Origin of the sequence: Bartonella sp. MU37NMGALS (assembly GCF_042194015.1) — a bacterium.
Lineage (GTDB): Bacteria > Pseudomonadota > Alphaproteobacteria > Rhizobiales > Rhizobiaceae > Bartonella > Bartonella grahamii.
In genome coordinates this window covers 23,832-37,541 of sequence record NZ_JBHIML010000012.1, presented here as the reverse complement: position 1 = coordinate 37,541, position 13,710 = coordinate 23,832, and the positions used below count along the sequence as shown (strand labels likewise).

At 37.5% G+C, this 13,710-nt stretch carries 9 protein-coding genes and 1 pseudogene; 1 reads left to right on the top strand and 9 read right to left on the bottom strand.

Annotated elements, in window-relative coordinates; translation table 11 throughout:
* A pseudogene (locus ACFIJP_RS06985) lies at positions 1–269 on the top strand (autotransporter outer membrane beta-barrel domain-containing protein); the annotation flags it as partial.
* Between the two features lie 458 nt (positions 270–727).
* On the opposite strand, the gene ACFIJP_RS06980 reads toward ACFIJP_RS06985, so the two are convergent.
* The 9 genes from ACFIJP_RS06980 to ACFIJP_RS06940 all read right to left on the bottom strand — a co-directional run bounded on the left by ACFIJP_RS06980 (position 728) and on the right by ACFIJP_RS06940 (position 13,667).
* The gene (locus tag ACFIJP_RS06980) at positions 728–1,510 is read right to left on the bottom strand and encodes an ABC transporter ATP-binding protein (RefSeq protein WP_375626547.1); all 783 of its coding nucleotides are present in this window, start codon (positions 1,508–1,510) and stop codon (positions 728–730) included.
* Positions 1,497–2,381 carry an ABC transporter ATP-binding protein gene (locus ACFIJP_RS06975; RefSeq protein WP_375626546.1) on the bottom strand — a complete coding sequence of 295 codons (885 nt, stop codon included), beginning with the start codon at positions 2,379–2,381 and terminating at the stop codon, positions 1,497–1,499. Before ACFIJP_RS06975 ends, ACFIJP_RS06980 begins: the two co-directional genes overlap by 14 nt.
* Positions 2,374–3,303 (bottom strand): ABC transporter permease, encoded by a 930-nt coding sequence (locus ACFIJP_RS06970; protein ID WP_375626544.1) that lies wholly within the window; start codon positions 3,301–3,303, stop codon positions 2,374–2,376. Before ACFIJP_RS06970 ends, ACFIJP_RS06975 begins: the two co-directional genes overlap by 8 nt.
* A gap of 2 nt (positions 3,304–3,305) precedes the next feature.
* A complete protein-coding gene (locus ACFIJP_RS06965) occupies positions 3,306–4,379 on the bottom strand; it encodes an ABC transporter permease (protein WP_375626542.1) in 1,074 nt (357 codons plus the stop codon).
* 112 nt (positions 4,380–4,491) lie between these two features.
* Positions 4,492–6,093: an ABC transporter substrate-binding protein gene (locus ACFIJP_RS06960; protein ID WP_375626540.1), complete on the bottom strand. Its 1,602-nt coding sequence runs from the start codon at positions 6,091–6,093 to the stop codon at positions 4,492–4,494.
* A 375-nt stretch (positions 6,094–6,468) separates the two neighbouring features.
* Complete coding sequence (locus ACFIJP_RS06955) at positions 6,469–8,094, bottom strand: ABC transporter substrate-binding protein (RefSeq protein WP_375626538.1); 1,626 nt, start codon at positions 8,092–8,094, stop codon at positions 6,469–6,471.
* Positions 8,095–9,599: 1,505 nt separating this feature from the next.
* The gene (locus ACFIJP_RS06950) at positions 9,600–10,226 is read right to left on the bottom strand and encodes a DNA-3-methyladenine glycosylase I (protein ID WP_375626536.1); all 627 of its coding nucleotides are present in this window, start codon (positions 10,224–10,226) and stop codon (positions 9,600–9,602) included.
* Positions 10,204–11,634: an exodeoxyribonuclease VII large subunit gene (gene xseA / locus ACFIJP_RS06945; protein ID WP_375626534.1), complete on the bottom strand. Its 1,431-nt coding sequence runs from the start codon at positions 11,632–11,634 to the stop codon at positions 10,204–10,206. The genes ACFIJP_RS06950 and xseA overlap by 23 nt, the downstream gene beginning before the upstream one ends.
* A gap of 401 nt (positions 11,635–12,035) precedes the next feature.
* A complete protein-coding gene (locus tag ACFIJP_RS06940; RefSeq protein ID WP_375626532.1) occupies positions 12,036–13,667 on the bottom strand; it encodes an ABC transporter substrate-binding protein in 1,632 nt (543 codons plus the stop codon).
* Between the last annotated feature and the right edge of the window lie 43 nt (positions 13,668–13,710).

Here is a 13,710-nt window from a genome sequence, read left to right as displayed (position 1 = left end):
AAAACCATTTCCACTGAAAACAGCCGTCCTATGTCTTTCTATGGAAAAGTAAACTTGATCAAAACTTTTGGTGATGATGGTACCGTTCATATTGGTAGAGACTTTGACCTTGATCCTATATGGGACCTGCAATTGAAGGCGGTATTGGCGTCAATGCACAATTGTCTCACAATTTCTCCCTTCATGGTGATGTAAGCTATCAACAAAAGCTTCAGAAAACTGGTATAAGTGGTGCAAGTTTTTCAGGCGGCATACGCTATCAGTTTTAATCAAGGCTGTAAAAATAGCCTATTCATTCTATTCAATTTAACAGAAAGGCAGCACAATGTGCTACCTTTTTTATTTATAAAATCTGTCTTTAAGAACAGAAAAAACAAAAATTAAACTATACCCTAAAGAATAAATTTTTCTAGAAAACATAGCATTATTAATCATCTATTATTTCTTACAAGCTTGATGCTCATCTAAAATGAAACCTTCTAAACATAAATTTATAACCAACAAACTGTACAACAGATATATAATGCGCGTTATAATTCATGCAGATCACTCATAACGTTGTACGCCTAATAAAGTGAAAAATATGAGGGCTAAAATTTCTTTCAATAAATTATATCGATAAGATTTCACATTATAAAAAATACAAAAACTCTCTATTACAACAAAGATACTAAATACTTCTCGAAACCTAAAACAGAAAAATGTATTTTCTCTTTTGGAAAATCGATCATACTCTTTGCTCTCTATGAACAATAGGCTCTATACTTGCTTCAAAAAACTCCTTTGTATAATCGTGTTGCGCATGTAAATTACGCAATTCATCATTGCTAAGCTCTTCAAGAATAATCCCTTTATGCATAATTCCAACACGTTCACAAATATGTGCAACAACAGCAAGATCATGGGAAACCATTAAATAAGTAAGCTTTTTTCTCACGCGCAACGATTTCAACAAGTTTAAAATTTCAGCCTGTACCGACACATCCAATGCAGATGTTGGCTCATCAAGCAACAAAACCTCTGACTCAATAATTAAAGCACGTGCAAGAGCAATACGCTGACGCTGCCCTCCAGACAGCTCATGAGGATAACGATAAAGAAATGAAGAATCTAAACCAACGGAATCTAAAGCGTCCTCCACCCGCTCCTTTTGATTATACATCCCATGGATTTTGAGAGATTCAGAAAGAACCGTATGGACCATTTTTCTTGGATGAAGTGAAGCATAAGGATCTTGAAAAACCATTTGAATACAGCGTAAAAAATCCTTACTTCTTTTCTTTTCGACTTCTTGTCCAGCAAAAAGGAACTTTCCACTATAATCTGGAATAAGCCCCACCAATGTATTCAAAATAGTTGATTTTCCACATCCAGATTCACCAATCAAACCATAAGCTTCACCACGCTTAATATGAAAATTAACATTTTTAATAACTGTTACGGCCTTATGCCTATGACCAAAAGTTACAGATAAATTAGAAACATCAACAATATTCTCACAATTTGTCATGAGGAACCTCCTCAACACCATTAATAATCGTAGGATTATACAACCAATCAGGATCACGTTCAGGAACAGCCAAAACATCAACAGGATTATCAAGCCGTGGCAAACTCGCGAGCAACGCCTTCGTATAAGGATGACAAGCATGGGACAAATCAGAAGCAGGCAACTCTTCTAACACACGGCCCGCATACATCACCAAAATACGATCACAAAAATCAGCAATCATATTCAAATCATGACTAATGAAAATAAGTCCCGTTCCAGATTTTGTCACAAGTTCATCTAATACAGATAAAACTTGTCGTCTGACCGTGATATCAAGTGCAGATGTTGGCTCATCGGCAATAATTAAATCAGGTTTTGGAATGAGCATCATTGCAATCATCACACGCTGCCCCATCCCCCCAGATATTTCATGAGGAAAAAGACGCATCACATGTTCAGGATCACGAATATGAACGGATTCTAACATAGATATGGTGCGTTCCCGCGCTTCAACTTTTGAAACACGATAATGAATACGGTAAGCCTCCATAATCTGTTCCCCAATTCGTATTAATGGATTAAGTGAATATTTGGGGTCCTGTAAAATCATTGAAATACGCTTCCCACGGATTTTTCTCATCTGAGGTTCACTTGCGGCCAATAAATCAACATCCTCAAAGCGCATTTTTTTAGCTTTCACAATGGCCGCTTTTGGACTCAACCTTAGTATTGCGCGCCCAGTCATCGATTTTCCAGATCCGGATTCACCAACAATTCCAATTTTTTCTTTTCCAACAGAAAAACTAACGCCACGCACAACTTCTGAAATGCCGCGCGTTGTAGGAAAAGAAATACGTAAATCTTCTACTTCTAATAATTTATTACCCATTGCGTGGATCCAATACATCACGAAGACCATCACCTAAAAGATTGAAAGCAAGACTTGCAAATAATATCGCACAGCCTGGTATTGCCGCCAACCACCAATTTGTCATCATAAATTCCCGCCCTGAAGAAAGCATCGCGCCCCATTCAGGACTGGGGAGTTGAGCTCCCAATCCTAAAAAACCAAGACCAGCAGCCGTTAAAATAATTCCAGACATATCCAAAGTTAATCGTACAATCACTGAAGGAATACACATGGGCGCAACGTGAAACAAAATTATTCTCCAAGCAGAAGCCCCTTGCAAGCGAACGACAGAAACATAATCAGAAGAACGTATTGTCAAAGTCTCAGCACGTGCTAAACGTGCAATTGGGGGCCATGCTGCAATTGAAATTGCAATAGAAGCATTTTCAATCCCTGGTCCCAATGCAGCTGAAAATGCAAGAGCTAAAATCAAACCTGGAAAAGCAAGAAAAATATCGACAATGCGCATGAGCACAGTATCAACCCATCCGCCCATATAACCAGATACAGTTCCAACAATAAGCCCTATTGGACCTACAATAACTGTTGTAAGAAAAACAACATAAAGAGTAATACGGGAACCAAAAACAAGGCGACTAAAAATGTCACGTCCCAATTCATCCGTTCCAAAATAATGCGCCATAGAGGGTGGCTGCAACCGATGCCCTAGATCATTGCTAAGAAAATCATGCGTAGCAATCCAAGGAGCAAAAAATGCACATATGATAATAATACAAATAATAAGCAGACCAAATACAGCCGAAAAGTTATGAAAAAACTTAACCAGTGCGTGATAAATTCTTTGTATGTTCGCCTGAATTATGGAGCTTGGAACAGGGTCGTTTAACCAACTACCCAAAGAAGATAATGATTGCGATTTATGATGATTACTTACTGTCATATTCAACGTGTCCTTGGATCAAAAATGCGATAAAGCAAATCAGAAAATAAATTAATGGCGACAAAGATAAATCCTACAAGTAAAGTACATCCTACAACTGCATTCATATCTCCGGCTAAAAGAGCATTTGTCAAGTAATGTCCAAAACCAGGCCAAGCAAAAACTGTCTCCGTTAAAACAGCCCCTTCTAATAAAAAAGCATAAGAAAGCGCAACAACGGTAATAATTTGAACAGCAGCATTTCGAAAGGCATGTCCCCATACCGTTCGCGCCCACGATAACCCCTTTACACGTGCAGTAATGATATATTCCTGATTAAGCTGCTCAATCATAAACCCACGAGTCATACGGCTAATATAAGCCATAGCACCGAAAGCTAAGATCAAAGCAGGCATAATAATGTGACTAAAAACATTACCAAAAGCCTCCCATTGTCCTTGGCTTGCAGTATCCCAAAGGAAAAATCCTGTTTTTGGTTCGAAAGAATATTCATAAAGAAAATCAATACGTCCTGGACCACCAACCCAGCCAAGCTTGGCGTAAAATATTAACAAAGCCATTAAACCGAGCCAAAACGTTGGAGTAGAATAACTTACAAGTGTAAAAACACGAACAACATAATCAATAAATGAATCGCGATACATTGCTGCAAAAACACCAAATGGAATTCCAAGACTTGTGCCAATAACAATAGCAACGGTTGCAAGCTCTAATGTTGCAGGAAATACACGCATAATATCAGCTAGAACAGGACGCCCAGAAGTTAAAGCATCTCCAAAGTCAAATAAAAATACATTATGAAGATACTTCCAATATTGAACAATCAACGGCTTATCAAGACCAAGCTTATAATACATTGCATCATAAGCTTCCTGACTGATATTATCACCAAGAATAGACAGAACTGGATCTAGAGGAAGAAGATGACCAAGAAAAAAAGTGATCGTCACCAACCCAAGCAATGTGATAAAAACTGAAATAAGAAGTTTCAATCCTTTGCATAAAAAATCCCATAAAAATAATCTTTTCTGCTTTTCTAATACAGCTCTTTCAGTCTCTGAAAGTGGCAAAACCATTATAAAAATCCCCTCTGTAGCGACAAAACATAAAGCAAATACCTTTTTTTATATAACGAAACAACCTCTTATTAAGCATGTTCTACAATCCTTCTCTATAACATGCTTCTTTTTATTTTTCTGCTTCATTGTAATAAAGTCTATAACTGTTCCAAATCCATTTTTTGACATCAGGTCCCATACCAACGGTATAATATGTCTGAAATAAATAAACCATAGGACCATGCTCTAGCACATAATGCTGTAAAGTACGATATTGCATGATACGCTTATTGGGGTCTTTCTCAAACAAAGCATCCATCACCATGTTATTAATATTTTCATCATAATACCCAGCGCGCCAAGCCAAATACATATTGTGCTTTTTTGTAAATGTTGGATCAGGATTAAACACGTGATTTAACGAGGCAGGATGTCCATCAGGATCGGCACTCCCCCACCCCATAATAGCAGTATCGTAATTTCCACCACGTACACGGCTCAACAATTGATTTTGTGCCATTTTTTCAATTGTCAGCTCAACACCAATTTTACGTGCATTGGCTTGAATAGACTGTGCAACAGACGACATATAACTAAGGCTTCCAACTAAAAGATTGGCTTTAAAACCGTTCGGATAACCAGCCTCAGTAATCAACTGTTTTGCTTTTTTCAAATCCAACTTAAAAGGCAGCCCTTCTTTTTCATCCAAAGCACCAGGAACACCCAAGGACATATAAGTTGCCCGCGGAATAGCAATCCCCTTCAAAACAGTTTTTCCAAGACCTTCATAATCAACCAAATAACGAAGTGCCAATCTGACCTTTTCGTTTGCAAAAATTGCATTCTTATTATTTAATGATAGATAAATAATCTGGGGGCGCAAAACACGACTAATTTTGACTAGGCCTCCCTTTTTTTCAAGATCTAAAATATCCTCTGAAGAAAGATCACGCGCTATATCCACATCACCTTTTTCCAAAAGAAGTCTTTGACTTGATGAATCTGCTACGTGCTGCACAACAATCTTCTTAATTTTAGGCACATCGCCCCAATAATGCTGTGTAGCCTCTAATACAACTTTATCTCCTGGAGACCAGCTCACCAATTTATAAGGTCCAACACAAGCCGAATGTGTTGCTAAATATTTATTCCCCATATCACCGTTAATACTCTGTGCTTCAATTGTTTTCCGATCAAGCAAAGCAGAAGCATAAGATTGTCCAATAACAGTCAATATGAGCTGAATAGGATAGGGTTTGTCTAATTTTAATTGTAAAGTCTTATCATCAAGAGCCTGAATATTTGTTTCAATATTGCTTTTGGTAAACCCATAATCCATTAAAGATTGAGCATAGCTTAATCCTAATTTAATAATCCGTCGCATCGACCATACCAGATCTTGCGCTGTAGCCGTCCTTCCGTCATTAAACTTTAAATCATCACGAAGATGAAAAACTATTCTTTTGCCATTATCTAAAACGTCCCAGGATTTTGCCATAGCAGGGCGAATTTTTGTAGGATCATGCTCATCATATTGCACTAACGCGCTGCAAATATTCGTCAATAACTCACTCGTCACAACCTCAACAGTTTGCGCTGGATCAAAACTACTAATTGAATCAATATTCCATGCCATTACCAACACATCTTTAGATGAGGCACTGAATACTGATGTTACACCCCCATTTAAAAAAGATATTATGCCTAATAAAATAGAAAATTTTTTCAACATTTTTTTCCCATTTTTCTTTCTATTACATTCTTGTGCCTTTTCACACATGGCAGTTGTAATTTTGCTCTTTCATCTTTTAAACAGCATAGTATCAAACATCAACTTCATTTAATCAAACTAGCACCTATAAAATAATTCTCTCATACGTCAATTTATATTCGGAATGCAGAGAATCTGTAGCCACAAACAAAGATCCTCTCCAATATAACTTTCTATATTCATCCCTCCTTAATAAACGACCTCCATCATATACAGCACAAACATCCATCACAGTCCCATCCTTTAAAAAGCTGAAGGACTTCTACGTGAAAGAATATTTTTATCATGCAATTATGATCAAGCTATTTTTACCTTTGACAACACGAAAAGACATTCTTATTTTTCAATTTTGCTATAAAAAATACGCGGCGCACTATTCCAAACCCATTTTTTGACATCAGGCGTCATCGCGACAACGCTATATTGCTGGTAAATAAACGCATAAGGTCCTTTTTGCATAAGTTCACGTTGTAAATCAGCATATATTTGCGCCCGTTTTTGCGGATCTTTTTGAAATAACGCCTCTTCAACTTTTTGATTCATCTTGGCATCAAAATACCCATACTGCCAACTAGGATAAGCTGTATTTTTTGCCTCAAACCGATTATCTGGATTATAAACAAGACGTGAAGCCATTGTATGAGGATCCGCAGAATCATTATTCCATCCGACAAAAATTGTATCAAAAGCTCGGGCATAAAGTTTTGAAAACAACTGTGTACCTGCCACACGTTCAATTTTAAGACGCACCCCTGCCTGCACAGCACTATCTTGGAGTGACTGAGCAAGTAACAAAGTATAAGGAGTGTTTGATACGAGAAAATTTGCCTCAAACCCGTTTGGATAACCGGCCTCTGCTAAAAGTTGCTTGGCTTTTTGAATATCAAGCTTAAATGGTTGTCCTTCTTTTTCATCCAAAGCCCCAAAATTGCCAAGAGGAATAAAACTTGCCCGTGGAATACCAATCCCTTTGAGAAGTTTCTTGCCAAGACCCTCATAGTCTATAAGATAACGCATCGCCAAGCGTACTTTTTCCTTAGCAAAAATAGGATTCATCGTATTAAATCCCCAATACATCATGGTTGGCACCAACACTTTTTCAACTTTAACATCTGTTTTTTTTTGCAGATCTGCAAGATCTTCAGGTGTCAAATTACGAGCAACATCAATATCATGTTTTTGCAATAACAAGCGCTGTGTTCCTGGCTCTGCAACATGGCGAATTAAAATCTGCTTTAGTTTAGGAGCTTGTCCCCAATAGTGAGAACTTGCACGCAACAAAATCGCTTCTCCAGGGCGCCAACTTTTTAACTGATAAGGACCAACACAAGCAGCATGAGTTTTCAAATACTGATTTCCTAAATCACCATTTTTTTCATGCTTCATGATCGTCTTACGATCAAGCAAAGCTGTTGCACGACTCGCAACAATATTATTAAGAATAAGCTCTGCTGGATAAGGCTTATCAAATTTCATCACCACTGTTTTCTCATCAAGAGCTTGTAAAGCATCATCAACATTTTGTTCTGTAATTCCATATTCATTAAAAATTGCTGCATTAGCCATCTGCAGTTTGACAATCCGCTTCATACCCCAAATAAGATCATTGGCATTGGCTGATCTACCATCATTAAACTTCAAACCATCACGCAAATGAAAAGTAATCACCGTACTGTGATCATCACCTGAAACATCCCAATGCGTTGCTAAAGCTGGAACCATTTTAGCAGGATCATCTGTCGCAGTACTGACCAAGTTATCACAAACATTTCCAATAATTTCACTTGCATAAACATCATTGCTTTGGGCAGGATCAAACGTACTGATTGCATCAAGATTCCAAGCCATCACAAGAGTATTAACCGGTGTTTTTGCTGAAACCTGTTGTACAACTACTCCCAGTGCCATAAGAGTAGCAACAAGAGAGCTGCTACTTTTCAATACTGTTTTCTTCAAGTTCATAAATTTTTCCCTTTATTTATTTTTATTAATTAATGACGCTGAAATAACATGGCAAATTTATAATGATATACATTAAACAAATATATTCTAATCGCCTATACAGAGTCATTTACTTTATAAATTCATTGACTTATATCTCAATCAAACTATAGCGAACATGCAATATATGCTTTGCTAACCAGTATTACATTCTTTTCATACTTTTCATAACCTTTCTTTGCATACGATAATGCAGTATATCAGCCCCCTCCCCAAAATGGTAAGTTTAAAAAAAATCATTGCGCAAAAATTTATGAATTCACTATTCTATTCCTTTAGGCAGTATTTAAAATAAAATATGCAAACTTTAAAATTGTCATTCTCCTCAAACACTCAATTTCAAGATGCAGCACATCTTTACTACATGATCAAAACTGCACTAAAACAGCAGCAGAAAGGCATAAGAAAAGATCTTTTCTAAAACTCTACCCCCCACAAAAATCTGCTTTATCTTTTGAGAGATAAAGCTCGCAATAAAAGAATACACACTAAAATGCACTTCTGTATTGATAAAAACAAAATTCATTAGACTACCCCCCCAAAGACATAACGAATATAAACCCTTCTAACCTTTAGTGTGCATCATTGCTTTACCCCTATAAAAATAGAGCAGAAAACAACATACTGCAATAAAACCCTTGCTCCCAGCAGAAACATACAGAGATTCAACTAAGCAATGTAGTGGATATAAGCCTGCCTGAGCTTAATCATCTTCCCAAAAATTGGAGCGCACACGCGGCAAGATCACTCTCTAATAGAAGAAAACTATCAGATAATGAAATGCAACACAAGCAGCTTAAGTCATTTAATTTCATAATTTCAATTTTTCGTCTCTGCATTTCATTTTATATTGCCTAGATAAGTATTTCGACCTACACACAAATAAACCAACAGTCATACAAGCAAAGTAAAATATAACAATGCAACAACAGCACCCATCTAAAAACCACTTTGCATTGGTCAATAAGCATGAATAAAATATTCATTACTTATTATAAAGGTCATGTCATTAACAGAAATAAAAACACCCCTTCTGAATCATTTCAAATACCAAGGACTGGTTATACAATATTGAGAGCTAGTATAGTGTGTGATGGTGCCTATTTGCTCCTTCATAAGCGTAAAGATGGGGTATACAATGGATTTACTGTTATACTATTCACGGAGTGCGTCAAAAAATTGGCTTTGGTACACTAGATGTTTCTTTAAAACATACAAGACATTACCATTATCTTACTTCAGATACATAACAGTTAAGTTATCATTCCTTTTTTCATCTGTTTTTTCATCCTCAAAATTACACCTTTATTATTTTGAGTACCAACAACAGTAGAAAATCATTAATATTGTATAGTTTGTATATTTCAATTACCTTATACAGTGGAGTTGTGTAGTCTAATACATTTATTAAACAATTCAATTATTATCCTATTGATCATTCCCCTTACAAAAGAACGTTGGCCAATTTATCGACAAAAACATCCTTCAAGATGATCATTAACAATCCCCACGGACTGCATAAAAGCATAACAAATTGTGGGACCAATAAATGTCCAGCCACGTTTCTTCAAGTCTTGAGAAAGACGAAGAGACGCAGGGGTTATAGGATGAGCCGACAGTGTTTGAAAGTCTATCTTTTCATAACGCTCTGATTGTGGTGGCTGAAAAGACCAAAAATAGCGGGACAAGCTCCCCCACTCTGTTATAATTTCCTGTGCTCTAAGTGCATTATTAAGCACTGATTGAATTTTTCCTTGATGGCGAACAATGTTTTTATTCTGCATTAATATTTTCACCTTTAGCTCATCATAATGAGCAATCTTTTCAAGGTCAAAGTGATCAAATGCAATGCGAAAAAAAGAGCGTTTTTTTAAAATTGTAAACCAAGAAAGCCCCGCTTGGAAACCTTCAAGACAAATTTTTTCAAACAAACAGATATCCTTAAAAACAGGTTTTCCCCATTCGTTATCATGATAAGCACAATAAAGTGGATCCGTTCCAGCCCATGCGCAACGAACTTTTCCATCCACTCCCTTAAGAAGACCTTCCGCAAGCATGGCATTAACCGTATTAAAAGAGAGTTCCTTGATCATCGCTTGGCGACTTTATCTGCTTGTGTTTTGAACGTTTAGAAAAAACAGGTTCTTGTATTGCAACACTGATATCACCATCAAAAAAGCGTAAATTTATTTGCCCTGTTTCAGGAAACTGAAGCAACCGTTTAATGGGCTTATTATCTTGTCCCAAAGCCAAAACAAAACCACGCTCTAAAATATTCTGATAAGAAGTGCTTTTTAAAAGCCTAAATGCAAGCTCCATTTGGGCACGTTGTTTTTCCACGCTACGCACAAAAGCACGATGAAGGCGCGCCGTATATTCCTTTGTATTGCGTTGCGCTTTTTCATTATTTAACAAACGTAACGAAAGACGTAAACGAAGAGTATGAAAAGAAAAACGTTTTTTATCGTAGCTTACACAAAGAGCACGCTGTAATCGATTTGAAATTTCATCAAAACCACGCCGTGGTAGAGCGAAAAGTTGGTCGACAGTGGGAAGACCACGTCTGACTGCACGCAACTTTTGTTGATGAAAATCAAAAGAACGTACAAGTCCCTTGCGCAAACGTGCCCCAAGAGACGCAACACACACTTCAAGATCAAGCTTAACGGGAACAGCCTTTTCTGCAGCTCCTGTAGGAGTTGGAGCACGCCAATCAGCGACATAATCAATTAAAGTCCAGTCCGTTTCATGCCCAACAGCAGAAATAACGGGAAGAGCAGAGGCATAAACAGCACGAACAACAGCTTCGTCATTAAACCCCCACAAATCTTCTAAACTTCCCCCTCCCCGTGCAACAATAATAAGATCAGGTTTTGGAATAAGTCCTCCTGAAGCAAGAGCATTAAAACCTTCAACAGCAACAGCTACCTCTCTCCCACTTGTTTCCCCCTGAACACGTACAGGCCAAACCAAAATATGTAACGGAAAACGGTCGGATATACGATGAATAATATCACGAATAACAGCACCTGTTGGTGATGTGACAACGCCTATAATTCGAGGCATATAAGGCAAAGGTTTTTTCTTTGCTTCATCAAATAAGCCTTCTTCCACAAACTTTTTCTTACGATTTTCAAGAAGTGTCATCAAAGCACCAACCCCCGTTGGTTCAAGAGCCTCAATGACAATTTGATATTTCGATGACCCTGGATAAGTTGTAAGTTTACCAACAGCAACCACTTCCATCCCTTCTTCAGGAGGAAATTTAAGCTTTTCCATCACTCCACGCCAAATAACAGCTTCCAACCGTGCCTTATCATCCTTTAAAGCAAAATAAGCATGTCCTGAAGCATGAGTACCACGGTAACCTGATATCTCCCCACGCACCCGTACATAACCAAACTTTTCTTCAACAACACGCTTTAGAGCTCCTGCTATTTCGGAAACAGTAAATTCTGCCACATTTGTTACACCTGTTTTTTCACTAAACAAACTTACCATTTTTCAATTCTTTACGCCCGTTTCTGTAAATCTTTTTGAAACAACACAATCTTTAAAATTTTTATTTATAGCTTCATCAAAATATCCATAACACCGGCTAGAACAGCTTATATTTCGAATTTCAAACCGATTATCCGAGTTATAAAAAAGCTTGGAGCCGTTGTATGGGGATCTCCAGAGTTATTATTCCATCCGAAAGCTGTATCAATAGAAGTTAAAATATTCAATCTTAACATCCACACAAACACATCTTTCATAAGAATTCCTGAAATAAAATTCTCTACACAACATAGTAATCCATTCCCGATAAAATTCAACGTATTGCAAAGTGTTAAAGAGCTTTGCAATACATCAAATATATCATGATCATGTTTTTTATATTTTATAAACCTGATACCTTCTTATTTTTCAATTGCACTATAAAAAATACGTGGTGCACTATTCCAAACCCATTTTTTAACATCAGGTGTCATAGCTACAGTATGATACGTCTGATAGATAAAAGCATAGGGTCCTTTCTGCATAAATTCACGTTGCAAATCAGCATACATTTGCGCCCGTTTTTTGGGATCTTTTTCAAACAACGCATCTTGAACCTTTTGATTCATAGTTTCATCCAAATACCCATGGCACCAACTCGCATAGCCTGTATTTTTAGCCTCAAGCCGATTATCAGGATTGTAAATAAGGCGTGAAGCCATTGTATGAGGATCCGCAGAATCATTATTCCATCCGAAAAAAATCGTATCAAAAGTACGTGCATAAAATTTTGAAAACAACTGCGTACCTACAAAACGTTCAATTTTAAAACGCACCCCAACCTTTTTTGCATTGTCTTGAAGGGACTGAGCAATTGGCAAAGCAAAAGGATAAGGAGATGCCCCTGCAAAAATATTGGCCTCAAAACCATCTGGATAACCTGCTTCCGTTAAAAGTTCCTTTGCTTTTTGGAGATCAAGTTTAAAGGGTTGTCCTTCTTTTTCATCTAAAGCCCCAAAATTACCAAGAGGAATAAAACTTGCACGGGGAACACCAACATCTTTGAGAAGAGTCTTACCGAGTCCTTCATAGTCAATAAGATAGCGCATCGCTAAACGCACTTTTTCATTGGCAAAAATAGGATTTGTCACATTGAACCCCCATATGATCACGGATGGCTCTAACACTCTTTCAACTTTAATATCGGTTGTTGCTTGGAGATCTGCCAAATCCTCTGGCATCAAATTACGTGCAACATCGATATCGTGTTTTTGCAACAATAAACGTTGTGTTCCAGGCTCCGCGACATGGCGAATTAAAATCTTCTTCAATTTAGGCGCCTCACCCCAATAATTGGAGCTTGCACGCAATAAAATCCCTTCTCCAGGGCGCCAACTCTCTAACTGATAAGGACCAACACAAGCAGAATGGCTTGCCAAATACCGGTTTCCCATATCACCATTTTTTTCGTGTTTCATGAGTGTCTCACGATCAAGCAAAGCAAGAGTACGACTAGTGGCAAAATGGCTAAGAATAAGCTCTGCTGGATAAGGTTTATCAAATTTCATCACCACCGTTTTCTCATCCGGTGCTTGAAAAGCCTCATCAACATTCTGTTCTGTGATACCATATTCATTAAATGTCGCCGCAGTAGCCATCTTCAATTTAACAACCCGCTTCATGCTCCAAATTAGATCATTGGCATTCGCAGGACGACCATCATTGAACTTCAAACCATCACGCAAATGAAAAGTAATCACCGTACGCTGATCATCACTTAAAACATCCCAACTCTTCGCCAAAGAGGGAACAAGTTTAGCTGCGTCATCTTTAGCTGGTTCAACTAAATTATCACAAACATTGACAAGAACTTCGTTACCATAACGGTCATTAATTTGTGCGGGATCAAATGTACTTATTGAATCAAGATTCCAAGCCATCACAAGCGTATCGGCAGGTGTTTTTGCTGAAACTTGTTGCACCAAAATCCCCAGTGCAATAACAGCAGAAACAAAAGCACTGCTCCCTTTCAATATTTTTCCTTTCAAGTTCATAGACTTTTCCTTTTAAAATTTATTGTATAAGCTCTCCATGCAA